This is a genomic window from Streptomyces sp. NPDC048417 (assembly GCF_040651615.1).
GTDB lineage: Bacteria > Actinomycetota > Actinomycetes > Streptomycetales > Streptomycetaceae > Streptomyces.
In genome coordinates this window covers 72,776-91,343 of the sequence record NZ_JBEZKI010000022.1, presented here as the reverse complement: position 1 = coordinate 91,343, position 18,568 = coordinate 72,776, and the positions used below count along the sequence as shown (strand labels likewise).

19 protein-coding genes and 2 pseudogenes are annotated in these 18,568 nt (G+C 68.1%); 13 read left to right on the top strand and 8 right to left on the bottom strand.

The features are described 5' to 3' along the window. Positions 1-19: 19 nt before the first annotated feature. Positions 20-517 (top strand): SAM-dependent methyltransferase, encoded by a 498-nt coding sequence (locus AB0D59_RS31705; protein WP_362572697.1) that lies wholly within the window; start codon positions 20-22, stop codon positions 515-517. 283 nt (positions 518-800) lie between these two features. Here the strand turns inward: AB0D59_RS31705 and AB0D59_RS31700 are convergent, their stop codons facing one another. Further along, positions 801-1,262, bottom strand: a complete 462-nt coding sequence (locus tag AB0D59_RS31700; protein ID WP_362572695.1) for an ATP-binding protein — start codon at positions 1,260-1,262, stop codon at positions 801-803. 158 nt (positions 1,263-1,420) lie between these two features. On the opposite strand from AB0D59_RS31700, the gene AB0D59_RS31695 reads away from it, so the two are divergent. Next, positions 1,421-2,824 carry a helix-turn-helix transcriptional regulator gene (locus tag AB0D59_RS31695; protein WP_362572692.1) on the top strand — a complete coding sequence of 468 codons (1,404 nt, stop codon included), beginning with the start codon at positions 1,421-1,423 and terminating at the stop codon, positions 2,822-2,824. Next, positions 2,821-3,369: an aminoglycoside phosphotransferase family protein gene (locus tag AB0D59_RS31690; RefSeq protein ID WP_362572689.1), complete on the top strand. Its 549-nt coding sequence runs from the start codon at positions 2,821-2,823 to the stop codon at positions 3,367-3,369. Before AB0D59_RS31695 ends, AB0D59_RS31690 begins: the two co-directional genes overlap by 4 nt. An 880-nt stretch (positions 3,370-4,249) precedes the next feature. Here the strand turns inward: AB0D59_RS31690 and AB0D59_RS31685 are convergent. From AB0D59_RS31685 to AB0D59_RS31675, 3 genes are all read right to left on the bottom strand, one after another. Beyond that, on the bottom strand, positions 4,250-4,504 hold the full coding sequence (locus AB0D59_RS31685; RefSeq protein WP_362573019.1) for a cytochrome P450: 255 nt from the start codon (positions 4,502-4,504) through the stop codon (positions 4,250-4,252). Then, positions 4,500-4,745, bottom strand: a complete 246-nt coding sequence (locus AB0D59_RS31680; protein WP_362573016.1) for a cytochrome P450 — start codon at positions 4,743-4,745, stop codon at positions 4,500-4,502. Before AB0D59_RS31680 ends, AB0D59_RS31685 begins: the two co-directional genes overlap by 5 nt. 72 nt (positions 4,746-4,817) lie before the next feature. Then, a complete protein-coding gene (locus AB0D59_RS31675; protein ID WP_362572687.1) occupies positions 4,818-5,882 on the bottom strand; it encodes an NAD(P)/FAD-dependent oxidoreductase in 1,065 nt (354 codons plus the stop codon). Positions 5,883-6,056: 174 nt separating this feature from the next. Between AB0D59_RS31675 and AB0D59_RS31670 the strand changes: the two genes are divergently transcribed. From AB0D59_RS31670 to AB0D59_RS31645, 6 genes are all read left to right on the top strand, one after another. Then, entirely contained in the window at positions 6,057-6,299 is a 243-nt protein-coding gene (locus AB0D59_RS31670; protein WP_362572685.1) for a hypothetical protein, read from the top strand. 124 nt (positions 6,300-6,423) lie between these two features. Continuing rightward, a complete protein-coding gene (locus AB0D59_RS31665; RefSeq protein ID WP_362572682.1) occupies positions 6,424-7,062 on the top strand; it encodes a class I SAM-dependent methyltransferase in 639 nt (212 codons plus the stop codon). A 68-nt stretch (positions 7,063-7,130) separates the two neighbouring features. Continuing rightward, positions 7,131-7,733 (top strand): XRE family transcriptional regulator, encoded by a 603-nt coding sequence (locus AB0D59_RS31660; RefSeq protein ID WP_362572679.1) that lies wholly within the window; start codon positions 7,131-7,133, stop codon positions 7,731-7,733. Between the two features lie 289 nt (positions 7,734-8,022). After that, positions 8,023-8,718, top strand: a complete 696-nt coding sequence (locus tag AB0D59_RS31655; RefSeq protein WP_362572676.1) for a rhodanese-like domain-containing protein — start codon at positions 8,023-8,025, stop codon at positions 8,716-8,718. Between the two features lie 188 nt (positions 8,719-8,906). Further along, the gene (locus AB0D59_RS31650) at positions 8,907-10,271 is read left to right on the top strand and encodes an MBL fold metallo-hydrolase (RefSeq protein ID WP_362572674.1); all 1,365 of its coding nucleotides are present in this window, start codon (positions 8,907-8,909) and stop codon (positions 10,269-10,271) included. A gap of 145 nt (positions 10,272-10,416) precedes the next feature. Then, positions 10,417-11,166: a sulfite exporter TauE/SafE family protein gene (locus tag AB0D59_RS31645; RefSeq protein ID WP_362572671.1), complete on the top strand. Its 750-nt coding sequence runs from the start codon at positions 10,417-10,419 to the stop codon at positions 11,164-11,166. 597 nt (positions 11,167-11,763) lie between these two features. Here the strand turns inward: AB0D59_RS31645 and AB0D59_RS31640 are convergent. After that, a complete protein-coding gene (locus AB0D59_RS31640; RefSeq protein WP_362572668.1) occupies positions 11,764-12,642 on the bottom strand; it encodes an aminoglycoside phosphotransferase family protein in 879 nt (292 codons plus the stop codon). A gap of 77 nt (positions 12,643-12,719) precedes the next feature. Then, complete coding sequence (locus AB0D59_RS31635; protein WP_362572665.1) at positions 12,720-13,166, bottom strand: hypothetical protein; 447 nt, start codon at positions 13,164-13,166, stop codon at positions 12,720-12,722. 26 nt (positions 13,167-13,192) lie between these two features. Between AB0D59_RS31635 and AB0D59_RS31630 the strand changes: the two genes are divergently transcribed. Then, the gene (locus tag AB0D59_RS31630) at positions 13,193-13,483 is read left to right on the top strand and encodes a site-specific integrase (protein ID WP_362572662.1); all 291 of its coding nucleotides are present in this window, start codon (positions 13,193-13,195) and stop codon (positions 13,481-13,483) included. A 248-nt stretch (positions 13,484-13,731) separates the two neighbouring features. Here AB0D59_RS31630 and AB0D59_RS31625 read toward each other — a convergent pair. Next, positions 13,732-13,960: pseudogene (locus tag AB0D59_RS31625) on the bottom strand (ArsR family transcriptional regulator); the annotation flags it as partial. Here AB0D59_RS31625 and AB0D59_RS31620 point away from each other — a divergent pair. Beyond that, positions 13,950-14,771, top strand: a pseudogene (locus AB0D59_RS31620) (HoxN/HupN/NixA family nickel/cobalt transporter); the annotation flags it as partial. The pseudogenes AB0D59_RS31625 and AB0D59_RS31620 sit on opposite strands and share 11 nt — an antisense overlap. Positions 14,772-15,026: 255 nt before the next feature. Here the strand turns inward: AB0D59_RS31620 and AB0D59_RS31615 are convergent. Continuing rightward, positions 15,027-15,521 (bottom strand): MarR family winged helix-turn-helix transcriptional regulator, encoded by a 495-nt coding sequence (locus AB0D59_RS31615; protein WP_362572660.1) that lies wholly within the window; start codon positions 15,519-15,521, stop codon positions 15,027-15,029. A gap of 186 nt (positions 15,522-15,707) precedes the next feature. Between AB0D59_RS31615 and AB0D59_RS31610 the strand changes: the two genes are divergently transcribed. Continuing rightward, on the top strand, positions 15,708-17,366 hold the full coding sequence (locus tag AB0D59_RS31610; protein WP_362572657.1) for a penicillin-binding transpeptidase domain-containing protein: 1,659 nt from the start codon (positions 15,708-15,710) through the stop codon (positions 17,364-17,366). 210 nt (positions 17,367-17,576) lie between these two features. Continuing rightward, positions 17,577-18,296, top strand: a complete 720-nt coding sequence (locus AB0D59_RS31605; RefSeq protein ID WP_362572654.1) for an AMP-binding protein — start codon at positions 17,577-17,579, stop codon at positions 18,294-18,296. Positions 18,297-18,568 lie beyond the last annotated feature (272 nt).

Below are 18,568 nucleotides of genomic sequence, written 5' to 3'. Positions count from 1 at the left end.
AGGAGAGGAGCCAATACCGGTGACGACGTACGAGGTCGGATCGATCGCAACGGTCGTCGGCGGCCACACCCGCGTTCAGGACGACTACCAGGGCGGGGTCCAGTCGGTGATCCGACTTGACGAGGCGCACCCCCTGGAAACGCTGCAAGGTATCGACGAGTTCTCCCACCTGACGGTGACGTGGCGCTTCCACCTCGCGCAGCCCGAAGACGTCCAGCTCCACGCCCGGAGTCCCAGGGGCAACGCGCAGTGGCCGGCGACCGGAACATTCGTCCATCGAAACCATCGGCGCCCAAACCAGTTGGCTGTCAGCTACCCGAGGCTGCTGGGCGTGGACGGCCGCGACCTTCTGGTGACCGATCTCGACGCAGTCGACGGGACGCCAGTGGTTGACCTGGCCCCCTACTTCGAGGAGATGGGGCCTCGAGGCTCCGTCCGCCAGCCGGCCTGGCCGGGCGAGATGCTCGTCGACTACTGGCGCGACGCAGCGGAGCGCCCGGAGACAGGCTTGCCGTAACTCCTCGACGCTGGAGTCCCTATGGGCATACATCACGCCCTGCCCGCGGGGATACGAAAGGTAGACCAGGAAGTACGAGCGTCCTCGCTAACGTCTCCCTCCCAAAAGAGGTTCTGCGCGAGGGCCGAGCCCCAACCCGAAGCTGCATTCGAGTTTTCCGAACTCAGCGTCGCTGGCGATGAACCGCCGTCGGCCTTCGCGTCGGCCCTGGGGAACGGCGGCGAGTGCCGGCACATGGTGGTGGTCCTTTCGGTTCTCGTGAGAGGCAGGGAAACTGCTGCGACTACGCGGAGTGCAGGATCGTGGCCCAAACGTCCTTGCCGTGCGCAGTGGACGAGCAGCCGTATCTGTCGCTGAGTTTCTTGATCAGCATCAGGCCGCGACCGCCCTCGTCGTTGTCGCCAGCCGAGATGGGAACTGGGAGCCAGGGGTGCGGGTCACTGACGCACAGGAAGACCCCGTCGGGGGTGCGGGTGAGGATGACCTTCACTGGAACCGAGGACTCATCCTCCTTGCGGGCGTGCTGGAAGGCGTTCGACAGGAGTTCGGACGCAGTGAGAGTGACCCGCCAGTCGAGTTCGGTCAGGCCCCACAGACGTAGGCACGCACTGACGAGGTCACGCACGCCCGAGACGGCAGCGGCTGTCAGAGCGACGTCGATTTCGCATGCTCCGGAACGCGTCCGGACCGCAGCGATTGTGCCTTCGGTAACGGGCTGTTGAGCCTCCATCAGGTCTGCCTTCACGGGGAGTCCCTCGTTCGACGAAATCTCTCCAACCGGCGCCGGATGCGGTGTGTACTGGGGTGGCGGCCGTGAGCAACCATTGAGCCAGGCCGACAGAACTGCGTGCAGATCTTGATTCGGAAACCTCGATCTTCCGTTTCGCGAGCGAGGAACAGCCCATGCCCAGACCTGAGAAGCAGTTGACTCCGAATGCGTCTCCGCGTGACTGGTTCGGTCATGAACTGCGGACCTGGCGCAAGAAGCGCGGCCCTCTCACGCACGCCGAGTTGGGTGCGAAAGTGCAGGTCAGCGGTTCACTCATTGAGAAGATCGAGAAGGGGACTGCTACCTGCTCGAAGGACTTGGCTGAGCGACTGGACGAGGCCCTGCACACGGGCGGAGTCCTCACCCGGGCGTGGGGGATGGTGTTCGGGCAAACGGAAAAACCCCGCCCCGAAACGGAAAATGCACCCCCTGGCAGGGCGGAGGCGTCGGTTCAGATCCATGAAGGCCGCATCCTGGGAAGAGGTAGTACAACATCTCCAAGCGGGAGCCCTGCCTCTGTGGACCGTCGCGCCTTCCTCGCCACGAGCGGCCTTGCCGCCATCGCCCCCATAGACCTCGTCCACCTCGTGACCCCAGCCGCCCCCCGGGAGATCCCGACTCAGATCCGCCCGCGCGAGATCGGGCAGCTGAAGTCGCTGGCCGATGTCATCCATCGCCAGGACAACGAGTACGGAGGCGGCGGCGCGGTGCGAGAACTCGCCCGCGGTGCCATCATGTGGGGCGCCTCCCTGCTGCCGGTGCCCTGCCCCGAGCCCCTGCGTCCTGAACTCCTAGCCTCTGTAGCCCGGTTAGGGATCGTCGTCGGCGCCTCGCAATTCGACGCGTACGCCCACGACGATGCCCGAGTCAGCTTCCGGCTAGCCGCTGAGTGCGCGGAAGAAGCCGGGGAGTGGCACCTGCGCGCCAAGACATACTCGTTCATGGCCCGGCAGGAAATCTGGCTCGGAGATCCGGATACTGGCCTAACCCACGCAGAGAAGGGTCTGGTGCGATCCGATCGACTCACCGCGACCGAGCGTGCCATGCTGCACACCGCACGCGCCCGCGCCTTCGGCAAGATGCGCGACGTAGCCAACACCCTGCGCGCGGTCGGAGAAGCCGACGCCGCGTTCGAACAGTCCGACCCGGCGCAGGATCCGCCGTGGATGGCCTACTACGACTACGCCCAGCACCATGGCGACACCGCCCACGCGCTGTTCGATCTCGCGGTCCACGCGGACCAGGACGCCGGGCAGGCGGCCCGCCGCTTCGAAATCGCGGTGAAAGGCCACGGCAACGCCTTCGCCCGCTCGCGCGCCATCTCCGAGACAAAACTCGCTTCCCTGGTCATGGCCAAGGGTGACGATCCGCGGCACGCGGTCGTGCTCGGCCACCGAGCGCTGGACGACGTCGGCAGGCTGACCTCCTGCCGGGCCGCCGATGACCTGGGCGAACTCGCCCGGTTCGCAGGCCGTCACCGGAAGCTCCCCGAGGCCAGCGACCTGCGCGAACGCATCGCGGCTACGGTGCAGGCGTGACCACTTCGCCCACGCCCACCCAAGCCGTACTTGAGGAGGCGTGCTTCGCCGCCGGCCTCGACGCGACCAACGCCCAACCGATACGGATCGCTGAGAACGCCATATGGCGCCTGCCCGGGGGGACGGTGGTGCGTATCGCTCGGCCCGGCCAGTTCGCCGCCGCAGCGCGCGAGGTTCAGGTCGCCCGCTGGCTGGCCGCCCAGGGCGTGCCCGCCGTACGCACCCTTGACCTGCGGCAGCCGGTAGCAGCCAGCGGGCACCCGGTGACGTTCTGGCAAGAGCTGCCGCCACACGAAATCGGGACCGTCACCGACGTCGTCGTGCTCCTCAAGCAACTGCACGCCCTGCCGAAACCAGACCTGCCACTGGGTGAGCTGGACCCGTTCGTCCGGCTGGTTGAGCGCATCGACGCAGCGAGCACAATTTCTGACGATGACCGGCAGTGGCTGAACGGCCGGCTTGAAGATCTCAAGCAGCAATGGGCTTCGAGGCCGAAGGGCCTGCCCGAGTGTGTAGTCCACGGGGATGCATGGAGGGTTCACTAGGCAAGTGAGTTGTCGGGAGCGATGCTGTCGTGCTCCTAATTGTGGTGTCCTTCAGGGGAAACGTCGGAATCCGGGCTTGGTGCCCACGCGCGGTGTAGGGGCAAGGGCAGATGTAAAACGCTCAGCCGCCCCGGACGGAGCGGTCGCGTGAGCGGCCTATCCTCCGGCGCCTCGATCCGCCTCCGGCTTTGATCGTCCTCAAGCGGCGATCATGGCATGGGCGGCGACGATGAATGCCGGGTCACTGATGCATTCCAGGCCCCGGGCGATGCCGTCCTCGGTGATCGCTCCGGTGCGGAGCATGAGCGGGCGAAGCTGGTCAATCGAGCGACGCAACCCGGGCCGCGGCGGGGCTGTTGGCGGTCATGGTGGGGCAGTCGATACGCAGCCCGGTTTCGGTCAAGCCGTGGCGCACCAAGGGGCCAGGGAAGGAACGGCCCATCCGGTGACGTCCGTGCCGACTGTTCGGGACAGGGTCTCGGCCGCTGCGTGGGCGACCCTGCGGTAGGCCGGATGGGGTGACGAGTCGATCGGGAAGATGGAGAGATCTTCGAGGTAGAGGCAGCAGCCGGGAGCGAGCCATTCGACCATCCGGGAGAGCGCCTGTTCGCGTTCTGGGAGGTGGGCGAGGAGGTTACGGGCGTGAATGAGGCCGAAGGAGCCCTGTGGGAACGCGTCGGTGAGGACATCGAATGCGCGGACTTCGACCCGGTCTTACGCTGGGGTCCGGCGCTTCGATCGTTGTCCCCCACCACATGCCGCCTGTTCGAGATCGCATGCTTGAGCCTATCCGAGGCCCCAGACACGCCGATGCCATCCGTTGGCTCCGGAGCGACTCAGCCCCCGCAACACGACCGGGCGAACGTTTTCTGATGCGGCACTAGTTGGGGGTGAGGAGGACTCCGGAAACGGCTGGCCGCACGATGCGGTCCGGGGCTGGGTGAAGATGCCAGTGACGGGCGAGGGTGCGCAGGGTGATCGTGGCCTGGGCCCAGGCAAGAGGTTCGCCGATGCATCCGCGCACGCCGGCGCCGAAGGGCAGGTAGGCGCCTCGCTGCGGCTGCGGCCGGTCAGGGAGCCAGCGGTCGGGGTCGAAGCGGGCAGGATCGGGGTAGAACTGGGGATCGCTGTCAATCGCGTTGTAGGGCGTAGGCGGAGTACAACACGATCGCGCCTTTGGGAATGGTGTGGCCTGCGAGGCTGACGTCGGTGTTAGGCCGGCGCATGAGGATATACGGGACGGGATACATCCGCAGGGCTTCGGTGATGGCCCGCCTGGTGTAGTCGGGTTGGGCGATCCCGTGCGGCGCTGGAGCAACGTTGTGGGCGGCGTCGGCTTCCTGCTGCACGCGTTCTTGGGCTTCGGGATGCTGGATCAGGAGGTGGTGCTCACGGGCAGGGCCTGGCGATGGCGATGACGACGTGTTGCGGAAGCGCCTCGCCGCTTGCTATGCGGGGCCTTCCAGACCGTGGGCGCGGGTGCCCAGAACGCGTCGTGACACTTCTGCTTCCATCGGGCCGTCGAACGGTGTTGCCGATGCTGCTTCGCGGGCCTCGGTGGCGCGTCGGGCGTCTTCGAGGATGAGGTCCATGTTGATGGCGCCACCTGTGGTGTTTCCGGCGCCGGCGGACTGGGGCACGGCAGCGAGGACGTCGCTGACGTTCCCGGCGGCCCATACGCCCTGGACGCCGGTGAATCCGGAGGGGTCGACGGCGACCTGGACGCCGGGGACGGCGGGGTGGGGGTTGAGGGTGAGGCCGAGGTCTGCGAGGAAGCCGCCGCGGGCGGTGAAGGTGGGGGCGACGACGAGGGTGTCGAGGGGGATGACGGCGCCGGAGGCCAGGCGGGCGCCGGTCAGCTTGTCCTGTTCGGTGTCGGTCTCCAGAGCGGTGACGCCGCCGTGGATCACTTCGATGCCGAGGGCGGCGAGCTGTTCCCGCTGTTCGTCGGTGAGCGCTGCCTGTGCGTGGTGGGCGAAGAGGGTGACCTGGTCGGTCATCTGACGGAAGAGCAGGGCCTGGTGGAAGTTGCCCAGGACACCGACCTTGGTGTCGCGGGCCTCCCAGCCGTGGCAGTACACGCAGTGGATCACGTCGTGCCCCCACCGCTCGGCCAGGCCGGGGATGTCGGGCAGTTCGTCGATCAGGCCGGTGGTCACCAGGACGCGCCGGGCACGGGCGCGCTGTCCGTCCTGGGTGGTGATGGTGAAGGTGCTGCCGCCGCCATGCTCGACTCGCTCGACCCGGCCGTTGACGACTTCTCCGCCGTAGGAGGCGACTTCCTCCCGGCCTATGCGAAGGAGTTCCAGGGGGGAGATGCCGTCGCGGCCCAGGATGTTGTGGGCGCCGACTCGCGCGGCGGGGGCGTTGCGGGGTTCGTCTGCGTCGATGACGAGGACGGAGCGCCGTACGCGAGTCAGCAGCAGCGCGGCGGACAGGCCGGCGAAGCCCCCGCCGACCACGACGACGTCCCAGGTACGGCCTTCGGTGATCTTCAGCTCATTGGTATCCATATCGGCATCGTCACCCCGCAACACCTTTCACAGCAAACTGACTTGCTATTTCTGCAAAGAACCGGATCATCGGCTCGCGTTTTGCGTATTCAGCAAGTTCGTTTGAAGAAGGAGCCGGGCCTATGAATTCGCCTGCTGCACTCTCCCGGGAAACGGGGAGCAAGACCTGGCTGGATGGCTCTGGCGGCCATTACGACTGGCTCGCTGATGGCGATGTTGATAGCCGTCGCGCCCCGGGTATGCAAAACGACCTCGGAATGGGTGACGCGGGCCGCACCTGGGGCGGTTACCGCCTACGCAGTCACCTTCCGTGGCCTGCTCGTGCTCGGCGGCCACTTCGCCCCCGTCGAACAGCCCCGCTTCCTCGTCGCGGACCTGCGCAGCTTCTTCGGACAGCTCAGCCACGCGCCCGCCTGACGACAACCTGCACCCCGTCCCCGCTTCCGCCGTTTGCTGGACCAGCAACACAGCTTGCCTACTGAGCGGCGGGTGAGGATTTTGGCCACGGGGGGCCGCCTTCCGCGCCTGTAAGGAGATCTTGATGACCACACCCGACAGCATCGAGCCGGCCCGGTTCTGGGAGGACCGCTACCGCAAATGCGGACGCGTCTGGAGCGGTCAGCCGAACGAGCTGCTGGTCCGCGAGGCGGCCAATCTGGCACCGGGAAGTGCACTGGAGCTGGGCTGCGGCGAGGGTGCGGACGCCTTGTGGCTGGCGTCCTGTGGCTGGCAGGTGACCGCTGTCGACATCTCCGCCACAGCCTTGCGACGGGCCGCCGCCCAGGCGATCGAGGTGGGCCTGTCCGGGCAGGTCACCTTTCAGCACCACGACCTCGGGCAGACGTTTCCCGGCGGCAGCTTCGACCTCGTCGCCGCGCAGTACCTGCAGTCACCGGTCGCTTTGGACCAGACGGCCATCCTGCGGCTGGCGGCCCGGGCCGTCGCACCGGGCGGCACATTGATCATCGTCATGCACGCCGGATGGCCGACCTGGAGCACCGCCGCGCAGCAGCCCGCCGATGTCGTCTTCCCCACCCTGGAGGGCCTGCTGGCCACCCTTGCCCTGCCTCCCACCTGGAAGGTGGACACCCTCGCCGGCGTCCAGCGGCCCGCCCCCTCACCCGAGGGGCGCTCGGGCACCTGCACCGACCATGTGTGGCGCCTGACCCGCACCACCTGAACCGCCTCGCCCCCGTACACCCGCAGCGAGCGGAGCCCCTACCTCCCCACCCGACGAAGAAGAGAGCCATGTCCACCACGCCGACGGACGACCAGCTCGTTCACGACACAGATGCCGTGCTCGGCTCGGTCGGGCCCCGTCTGCGCGACGCCCGCCAAGCCCGCCGCATGACGCTCTCGGACGTCGCCGAACGCACCGGCATCTCCACCAGCACCCTCTCCCGCCTGGAGGGCGGACGGCGCCGCCCCAACCTGGACCTCCTGCTGCCGCTGGCCCACGTCTACCGGGTCGCCCTGGACGACCTGATCGGCGCCCCGCCCACCGGTGACCCCCGCGTCCACGTCAAGCCGATCCGCAACAACGGCACCACCTTCGTCCCTCTCACCCGCGGCGGAGCTCCCGTGGAGGCGTTCAAGATGGTTCTCCCACCCCTGCGGATCGCCCCGAAGCCCTCGCTGCGCACGCATGGCGGTTACGAATGGCTGTACGTCCTGACCGGTGCCATCGACCTCACCCTCGGCACCGCGACCACCCGCGTGCGCGCCGGCGAAGCCGCCGAATTCGACACCCGCATACCCCACGCCCTGACCAGTGCCGACCACGACGCGGCAGCCGAAGTCCTGGCCCTGTTCTCCACCAGCGGCGAACAGCTCCACGTCCGCCAGTGCTGATCACGGACACGTCCTGCGTTTGCGGCAGACGCAGCGCCCCGGCTGTGCCAGTGGTGGCCACCCGATCCGCCGACGGCGTATCGGACCGCACCGACTGACTTGCGAGTTCAGCAAGGCTATTTGCCTCTCATAGACATGTGCACGCAGGCTGCATCCAGAAAGTGCTGGCGCACAAGCCAAAGCCGGTATCTCTCGGACTCGGCCGTGTTCCCTCATTCGCCTGGAACCTCTCCGGCTCGAGCGGTGCGCCAGAAGTCGTAATTGCCTTACAGGACAGAGGAGGCGGCAGATGGAAAATCGCCACGTTGTGATCATTCCGATCGAGATCGACGAGGAGAAGGAAAGCGCGTATCTCGACGCCTGGCAGGACGCTGCGGACGTGATGGCAGCTCAGCCCGGTTTCATTCGGACGTACATGTTCCGCACGATCGTTCCGGGGAGCAAATTCTCTCTCGTCAACGTTGCGGAATGGGAGTCCACCGCTCACTGGGAAGAGGCGATGAACGTCTGCCCGATGATGGGACAGCAGATAGCCGTCGCCCATGCCTCGAACTACGAGGCGATCCGGACGGTCCTGCCCGCCACGAAGCAGAGCCCGGGCTCCGGCGACGGTCACACGCTCGCTGGCCTGTCTCCGGTCGAGGCGCGTCGCCGCGTCGTGGACGGGGAGCTCACGCTGGTCGATGTCCGCGAAGACGATGAATGGGCAGCGGGTCACCCGGCGGGCGCCGTCCACGCCGCGCTCAGCACGTTGCCAGCCTCGCTGTCAGATTTGCCTGACGGCCCACTGGCCTTCGTATGCCGCACGGGTAATCGCAGCATGCAGGGCAGCGCGCAGGCGATCCGCGCAGGCCGGTCCTCCGTCTATAGCGTGACAGGCGGCGTTGAGGCATGGGAAGCGGCAGGGCTGCCGGTCTCCCTTCCTGACCGCGAGGACTCGGTGAACAACGGCGACCGTGCCAAAGCTGCGGCACGTGAGGACTGACGAAAGCAGAACCGGCGGATAACCGTCACATACGCCCGCCGGCATGAGGCTGGCCGGGCACGCCATCCGCCTCGCACCCTTCGGGAAATTCCCTACCGCCATTTCAGGCGGTGATCGTTTGTGCAAATGACGGCGATTTCCCGAGACGGGAATTGCCCGGGTACGCCATCTCAGAAAGGAGTCATACCGTGTTTTTTGTCGACACCCTGGAGTTCGAGGGGCTGGGCAACCGCAGTTACCTGGCCGGTGGTCCGAGAGCAGCGGTCGTGGTCGATCCGCCGCGGGACGTCGACCAGGTGGTCGCCGCCGCCGCCCGGCGAGGGGTGCACATCGCCTACGTGGCGGAGACGCACGTGCACAACGACTACGTCACCGGCGGGCTGGAACTGGCACGCCTCACCGGTGCCCGCTACCTGGTCCCGGCCGACGCCAACGTCTCCTTCGCCCGCACTCCCGTCACGGATGGCGACACGTTCGATGTGGACGGGCACCTGGTGCTGCGTGCGATAGCCACCCCGGGCCACACCCCGCACCACACCTCATATGCACTGGAGGAGGACGGACGCGCGGTGGCGGCCTTCACCGGCGGCTCGCTGCTGATCGGCACCGTGGGGCGTCCGGACCTGGTGGACCCGCGGCTGACCGAGCACCTGGCCCGCGCGCAGCACACCTCCGCCCACCGGCTGGCGGCAACGCTCGACGACGAGGTACCCGTACTGCCCACACACGGCTTCGGCAGCTTCTGCTCCTCCTCCCAGGCCGAAGGCGATGCGACCACGATCGGCAAAGAACGCACCAGCAACGACGCTCTCACCCTGGACGTGGACACCTTCGTGAAGCGGGTCCTGGCCGCGCTGGAAGACGTGCCCGCCTACTACACGCACATGGGCCCGGCCAACGCCGCCGGCCCCGCGCCCGTCGACCTGACCCCGCCCGAGCCCGCCGACGCCGCACAGATCGCCGAACGGCTGGCGGCGGGTGAGTGGGTGGTGGACCTGCGCAGCCGGGTCGCCTTCGCCGACGGCCATGTGGCCGGATCGTTCAACTTCGAGGGCACCGGCAAGCTGGCCACCTATCTGGCCTGGCTGATCCCGTGGGGCAAGCCGGTCACCCTGCTCGGCGACACCCTTGCGCAGATTGCCGACGCGCAGCGGGAGCTGACCCGGGTCGGCATCGACCGCCCGGCCGCCGCCGCCACCGGAGATCCAGCCGCCTGGGTCCGTGAAGGGGAACAGCTCGCCTCCTTCCCCCGCGCAAGCTTCGCCGACCTCGCCGATGCACACGAGCGCGGCGAGGACGTGGTGGTACTGGATGTGCGCCGGGATTCCGAACGCGCGAACGGCTTCATCAAGGGCTCCGCGCACATTCCGATCCACGAGCTGCACGGCCGAGTCGGCGAGGTGCCGGACGGCACGGTGTGGGTGCACTGCGCCGGCGGGATGCGCGCGGCGATTGCCGCTTCCCTCCTGGACGCGACCGGACGAAAGGTCATCGCCATCGATGACGGCTTCGAGGCCGCCGCCGACACGGGCCTGAGCATCACCCAGCACTGAATCCCTTGCTCCACCTGCACAGAAGGCACACGATGTTCCTCTCACGCCACGGTCCTGGCCGTCTCGGCCCCGAACAGGCCCACCCCCGCGTCACCGGAACCGGGCTGCCGGTGTCCGGCGACAGCGGACACAGCGGGCGAATAGCATGACCGTCCTGATCCTGGCCCTGATCGCAGGAGCCGTCGTCGGCCTGACGCTCGGCGCCCTCGGCGGCGGCGGCAGCGTCCTGGCCGTGCCCGCGCTGATCTACCTGCTCGGCTTCACCCCCGCCGCGGCCACCACCGCCAGCCTGATCATCGTCACCGTCACATCTCTGACCGCCCTGTACGCGCACGCCCGGGCCGGGCACGTGCGGTGGAAGGCCGGAGCGGCATTCGCAGCCGCCGGGATTCTTCCGGCGGCTGCCGCTGGAGCCGCCGCCACCCACATGCCTCAAACCGTCCTCACCGTCGCCTTCGCCACTACAGCCGTCTTCTCCGCGATCAAAATGCTCCGGCCCGCTGACACCGCCCGTCCCGGAAGCGGCGGCGTACGGCCGGGCAAGGCAGCCGGGGCCGGTGCCGGCCTGGGCACGCTGACCGGACTACTCGGTGTGGGCGGCGGCTTTCTCGCCGTCCCCGCCCTGGTCACCGTCCTGGCCTTCGAGATGGAGGCCGCAGTCGGCACCAGCCTGCTGGTCATCACGGCCAACTCGCTGGCTTCCCTGGCCACTCGCTCCGGCGCCGCCGCCTCGCTCGACTGGGCGCTGATCGGCCCGTTCATCGCAACCGCGGTCCTGGGCGCCTGGGACGGCAAGCGCATGGCCGCGAAGGTCGCCGGGCCCCGCCTGCAGCACATTTTCGCAATGGTCCTGCTGGTCGTGGCCGCCTTCATGCTTGCCGACGCCGTGACGTGATGGCGGCTCGGGCCCGCGACAACTTCGACGGCCCACATCGCTCGGTATCCCCGGCCGCCTACCCGTGTCCCGGGATCCTGTAGACACCCCGGTTTTGATGTCATCTACTACTTACGACACGTCGTCAGCGGTTCACTCGCGTTCGCCTTCCCGGTCGGCGCAGATCTTTTGAGGGTCTGGCACACCTGCGGTTTTGTACGGATCGAGTCCCTCGTCGCCACGGAGCCCAGCGCGGCCGACCTGCCCGTGGGTCTCTCATGGAACCCCTTCGTCCGCGCCGGCGCCGAACGGCCGGGCGTAACTGACACGGCGTAGCGGTGCTGGATTACGAACCCGCAGGTCACGCTCGTGCCAGACACCCTCAAAAGATCTGCACCCAACCTCGATGCCGCCCAGTTGCCGCAGCGGCTGTCCGACCGCGGCCATGAGGTCCAACAGCATCGCCGAACAAGCTCGTCGCCTCCTGTCACCGGCACCGGTGGGCGCCGCACGGCCCGCGATGCCGGCCTTCCCTCCGCCGGGCGACGCCGAGGTCGACTGCTGCGCGGGACAGCTGCCTCCCGGCCTGCGTCGCGGCCCATGACTGGTGCGGAATGGTCACGGGGATGCGGTCCAGGTCCAGGGCCGTGGGCCGCTGCGGCCGCGGAGGCAGTCGACGCGCAGCTGGGCCTCGGATGTGAATTGTGGTTGCTCCGTGGCGAGTTGGGCGAGGTAGCACATCATCCGCAGTTCCCGGATGTCGCGGAGAAGCGGGTATCCGGGCCACCCGGTGACGTCGACGCCGTAGGTCTCGGCGAACGCGCGGTAGTCGGCCTGGCTGATCATCTCGAAGGACGTGTACTTGATGGCGGTGGAGACCAGGTCCCACTCGGGGCGGCCCACGGAGAACCGCTCGAGGTCGAGCAGGCGTATCACGCCATCGTCGGATACTGCGAGATTCCCGCTCCACAGGTCGCCATGGACGGCTGTTTCACTCAGCCCTTCCGGCAGCCCCTGCGCCCACTGGTTTTCGAGGCCCGCGAGGTGACCCAGCAGCCATTCCTGGTCGTCGGGCCTGAGAACTGTTGCTGTGTTCAGTCGTTCCCGGAGCCGCACGAAGGGAGCCAGACGGCCGAAGCCCTGGTCGTCGGGGACAGGGAGATGGTGGAGCTGATGCAGGATGGTGGCGGTCTCGACGGGGGTGCCGGGGCGGTGGGGCGGCAGCTCCTTCCAGAAGGTGACCGGCCGGCTCTCGACCAATACGGGCTGGTCGAGCGGGAGAGCCTCGACCGCCGGTATTCCGTTCGCGGCGAGCCAACGTGCGACGCGGATCTCCCGTGCTGCGACCTTGTGTTGGCCGACTCGGGCGATGCGCACGACGATGGCCCCCGGGAGTCGGTAGATCGCATTCTCGGCCTGCCGGATCACTTCGGCGTCCGTCGAGTCGATACCGAGCTGGCCGCAGGCTGTCTTGAGGATCTTGGCCGTGGTGTCCACAGGCTGAGCTTGGCATACCTGATCGCAGGCTGTGGTCCCTGACTGAGCACGACGAGCTGCAGCCGTGGCCGCGACCGCTACTGGTGCCTTCGGGTTCGCGGCTGCGGGCTACGGGCTCGGGGTAGTTGGGCCACCTGTTGCGCGGAGTCGAGTTCCTCGCGTACCTGTTGCAGCTCCAGAGAGAGCTCGGCGGCGATGCGGCTCAGGGCCTTGTTCCGCTCGCGTTCGGCAGCCAGTTCCGTCTTGAGTGCCGCCACCTGCTCCTTCAGCGCGGCGTTCTGCTCGGCGATCTTGCGCACGACTTCTGGGGTGGCGGACTGGCTGCGTACGCGAGCCTGGAACTCCTCCACCAGGGCCTTGTGGTCGCCGTAGACGATGTCCCGACGTAGCCCGCACTCGACGATCAGCTCAGTTCCGGTGAGCTTCCCGGTCTTCGACCTCAGTGGGGTGCCGGCCAGGAGCCGCACGGCGGCGGCCTGGATTGCGGCGCGTTCGGTATCCCGGTCTCTGGTCCTGCGGGTCATACGGCTTCGGCCTCCTCGATGTGGGAGTGCCGGGTTGCCTTCGGCGGCAGACCTGGTGGCCGGCCATCGACGGCGCGTACCACTTCGACGACGATGGCGAGCAACACCTCGTCCCGCACTACCCGCCCCACTCCATGCGCCACACGTGCGCCTCGTGGCTGGTGCAGAAGGGAGTCTCGCTCTACGAGGTCCAGCACCTTCTCGGCCACGAGAGCTTCCAGACCACTCTGCGATACGCCCATCTGCAACCGGACGCCCACAAGGCCGTCCTCGGCGCCTGGGAACGCCTGGAAGCGCCGCTCACCATTGCTGCGTGAAAATTCCTCGCTCCGTCCGCGAGAGCAGGTTCGCGGCTTCTGCGGCGCCGGTGGCGCTCTTCCGGATTTCTCCCAGGCACCGGACTCCGGTGCGGCAGGCGGGAACGCACTCACCGTTGTGAGAGCAGTTTGCTTGGGGTGTCATTTGGTTCCAGGAGGCTTTGGACGTTCCCGGTTGTGCCGGGCGGTCTACTGCGGTGCTGTGACGACCGCCTAGGCCAGCGCCTCGCCGCATCGACAACCGCCGCTCAGTCGGTGCCGGCGGCGCAGTGTGCCAGCAGTCCGCTGGTGACGGGGTCGACGACCCGGTACCGCACGACGCGGCCCTCTTTCTCACTCGCGACGACGCCGACGGCTCGCAGCAGGCGCAGGGACTGGGAAAGACGGCGGGGTCCTTCATGCCGGTCGCGACGGCGAGTCGGAGACGGCGAGTGGGCCGGTGTGGTGGAGGGCCAGGAGGAGGGCGAGGCGTCCGGGGGCGGTGGGCTTCTGGTTCGCTCTCGGCCATTCCAGCGTGGTGGTCGCGATGGCGGCGTTGGTGGCGGGTGGCGCTGCCATCGCCGGCACGCTGATGAACGATGACTCCAGCACGCACCAGACGCTGGACGTCATCAGTACGACCGTCTCCAGTTCGTTCCTCTACATCAGTGCCGCGCTCAACATGGTGGCCCTCATGGGCATCCTGAAGGTGTTCCGGGCCATGCGGGCAGGGAAGTTCGACGAGAAGGAGCTCGAACGGCACCTGGACTCGCGTGGGTTCATGAACCGGATTCTGGGCCGCTTCGCCAAGTCCATCACCTGGCCGCGGCAGATGTACCCGATCGGCTTCCTGTTCGGCCTGGGCTTCGACACGGCGACCGAGGTCACGCTGATGGTGATGGCCGGATCGGGTGCGGCGGCGGGTCTGCCGTGGTACGCGGTCCTCTGCCTTCCCCTTCTGTTCGCTGCGGGCATGAGCCTGTTCGACAGGCTGGACTGCACCTTCATGAACTTCGCCTACCAGTGGGCTTTCTCGAACCTGGTCCGCAAGGTGTTCTACAACCTCACCATCACCGGTCTGTCCATCGCCGTGGCCTTCCTGATCGGCACGATCGAGCTGGTGGGTGTGCTGCACGAGAAGCTCGACTTGCGCGACGCCGTGACCGACTGGATCGCGGGTCTCGACCTGGACAACGTTGGCTACGTGATCGTCGGTCTGTTCGTCGTGGTGTGGGCCGCTGCGCTGGCGTACTGGAGGCTGGCCAAGGTGGAGCGGAGGTGGGCGGCCAGGCTGGGAGAGAGTGGCTGACACCTCGCGGCAGGAGCGCCGGCGGGCCGGGAAGTCTTGATGCTTCCCGGCCCGCCGTTTCGTGTGCGTCCCTGTTCACCGCGGCCCGGCACGCGTCCGTCCGCCCGTGGCCGCCTGAGGAGGCGTCACCTGCGGGGGAGGGTGTCCGTAGGACTCGGCGGACATCCTCCGCCGTTCGCTACAGCCCGCGCTGCCTGCTTACGCCACCGGGTGCGGACGGCGGTGCGGCCGGGAGCCGGTGCACCCAGGATCCGGTCAGGTGTCCGCCGGCTCGTCGAGTTGTTCGGCCAGTCGGAAGAGAGCGGGCAGGGCGTTCGTGATGGCCGCGCGGGAGTCCTGGTCGAGTGCGGTCAGTGCCGCGTCCATCCGGTGCTCGTGGGCGGTCGTCCAGGCGGCGAGCTGTTCGCGTCCGGCGGTGGTGAGGGTGACGACCGAGGCGCGGCGGTCGGCCGGGTCGACGTCGCGGGCGACCAGCCCTGCCGTGATCATCTGGCCGATCAGGCCGCTGACGGTGCTGGCTGCCAGGCGCTGGCGGGTGGCCAGGTCGCTGATGCGGGCGGGGGAGTGTTCGCCGAGTACCTGTAGGAGTTCGACCTGGGCCATGGGGAGGGTTTCCCAGGGGTAGTCGGTTCGGATGGACGCCCTCAGTGCGCGGCGCAGCCGGGTGACGGCGTCGGTGAGCCGCCGGGCGTCCGGCGTCTCGCCGGTGGACCGGGAGACGTGGATGTCGGAGCGGGGCTGCGTGGGCATGGGCCAAGGGTAGTCGGCGGACCCAGGACACCCGTCCGACATGTCAGTAGACGGGTCGCCTTCGTTCCTGTGCCTGCTCTGGGTATTTCCCGCCTGGCCTCATGCGTACCGGACGACCTGACGGTCCGGTAACGATCTGCCCGAAAGACGCTTGCACAGTGCAAATAAACATTACGATCCACCGATATGAAGAGAGCTGCGAAGATCGGGATAGCCGGAACATGTACGGCCCTGGTCGTCCTCGGGGGAATCGGTGCCTACAATGTCGTGCAGGCGATGTCCTCCGGGACGGCGCAGAACGGCGAGACCAAAGCCGCGCGCGGATTCGACCCGAAGGCCGTCTCAAGCGAACCGCCGTCGGATGCCAAGGCCGTCGCGCTCGCCCGGGCCTTCCTCGACAGCTGGACCAAACAGCAACTCGGCGAGGCGGCAAGCCGCACCGACGCATCGGCCACGGCCGCTTCGGCCCTGCGGGGATATGCGGACGGGCTGCACTTGAAGTCGCTGGCCTTCAGGCAGGTCACGTCGGCGGGGCCGTCGGCCGTCACGCCGGGCGCCACCAAGGTCACCTTCGACGTCACGGCCCAGGTGGCCGGCGGCACCTGGACCTACGCGAGCGCGGTGGCGGTGCGGCAGAGCACCAACGGCCAGTTGGCGGTGCACTGGAACAACTCGGTGCTCTATCCCGGTATGGGGGACGACCAGGCGCTGACCGCGGGCAAGCTCCCCGCCGATGCGACCCCCGCCAAGGTCGTGGCGAGCGATGGCAGGACGGACCTCGCCCGGTTCTCCTCCCTGCACGACATCGTGGCGACGATCCGCAAGAACGCCACCCCCACCGGTGGCAGCCCCGGCACGGGGGTCGCCGTGGTGGACGCGAGCGGCGAGGGAGTCAAGGCGCTGAAGGTCTTCACCGAGGGCAAGGCCGCTGTCATCAAGACGACCATCGACGCGTCCCTCCAGGCCGTGGCCGAGAACGCGGTGACCGACGCCCACCTTCAGGGCAAGCCCGCCGGGACGGTCGCGCTCGACTGGCGAACCGGCCACATCCTCGCGCTCGCCCACACTGGCGCGGACGGCGACATCGCCATCAACGGCATCAAGTCACCGGGCTCCGCCATGAAGATCGTCACGTCCGCGGCCCTGTTCGACCAGGCGGACCTGACACCGAACAGTCCTGCCCCCTGCACGGACTCGCTGACGGCCAACAGCCAGGTGTTTCACAACGACTCGGGGGTGACGGCCAACCCGTCCGCCACCATCGCACAGTCGTTCACGGTGTCCTGCAACACCGGCTTCATCAAGGACGGCTTCCACTACCTCGTGCAGGACGGGGACGCCTCCGCCCTGCACGACGAGGCCGTGAACGTCTTCGGCATGGGCAGCTGGTCCATCGGCGGCGGGGTCGCCACCACCGACCCGAGCATCCCGCCGGACGTCCAGGGCGGTGACCAGGCGGCCCAGTTCATCGGTCAGGGCAAGGTCACGGCCACCCCGCTGTTCCTGGCGTCCGTGGCGGCCACCGTCCGGGGCGTCGGCTTCAGGCAGCCTGTCATCCTGCCCGGTCAGCACCAGGACACTGCACCCCGGCCCATCTCCGCCCGCACGGCCGGCTACCTGCAGTCGATGATGCGCACCGTCGCCACCAGCGGCACCGCCGCACCGCGGCTGAGCGGTCTGGCGGGTGTCGGTGCCAAGACCGGTACCGCGGAGGAGGGCGACCACACCAACGGTTGGCTGACCGCGTACGACTCCGACATCGCCGTCGCCGCCCTGGTGGAGGGCGGAAGCTCCGGCGTCGACTCCGCCGGGTATGTCGTCCGGCACCTGCTCACCGGGGCCTGACACATCGTCGGCACCCAGGCGGTGTGACGCCCTGCGGACCGCCGTCTCCGGGTCCTCCTCAGCGAAGCCTCAGGGTTCCACCAAGTCACGGGGTGGCCGTGGGCCCGATGCTCTAGCGGTCCGGGTCGGTCCGACCCGGTTAGAGCCAGGGCGGCGCCCGGTCGCGGATCACCGGCGATAGCGGGAGGCGCCCCATCCGGAGGAGATTCGATGATCTACGAGAGCAGGTACCTGGACGTCGACGTCGTCGACCGCCCCGTTCATGAATGGGTGCTCGGCGACGCCGCCCGCCGAGGCACACGGCCGGCCATGGTGGACGTGGCCAGCGGACGGACACTCACCTACGGCGAGCTTTCCGAGACGGTGCGCGGGCTCGCGACCGGTCTTGCCGCCGAGGGCCTCGGCAAGGGCGACGTGGTCGCGCTGCACATGCCGAACACGATCCTCTTCCCCGTGGTCTTCTACGCCACCACCATGGCGGGCGGAACGGCGACCCCACTGTCCCCGCTGGCCCGGCCGGCCGAGATCGCCGGGCAACTGACCGACTCCGGCGCGCGGCTGATGGTGAGCGTGTCGGCGCTGGTCGAGACCGCGCGGGCCGCCGTGGAACTGGCGCGTCGGCAGACTGGCCGGGACATCGAGATCCTCGTCTGTGACGAGGCCGACGGCCACCGTCCGGTGCTGGGGCTGCTCCGCGACGGTGACGTGCCGGAGTGCTCGGTCGATCCCGCTGTGGACGTGGCCGTGCTGCCGTATTCGAGCGGTACGACGGGCGTGCCCAAGGGCGTGATGCTGACCCACCGCAACCTCTGCACCAACCTCCAGCAGATAAGCGGTGTGCACCGGGTGGAGGAGGGCGATCACGTCATCGCGATCCTGCCACGGCTTCACCCAAGCCGTAGGGTCAATGGTCCGGACCTTCGCCGGTGAGCCCGACCGGCTGCGCGCGGGCCGGGCTCACTGTGGGGCGGGTGGCTCCTTCTCCGTGGTCAGATCGAGTTGTGAGAGCGACTCGGTTTCCCGGGCGGCCGGACTGTCCATGCCGGGGCTCGTTCGCTTTCGATGTCCTCGGACGCGGCTGCCGGCCCGGCCGTGACGGATTGACCACGGCATGACGACGTGGCGTCGGCGATCCGGGCTCTGGTGGCGGACACGGCTCGACCAGCACGTGCGGTGAAGCCCGGTGCTGTCCGGCAGCTCTT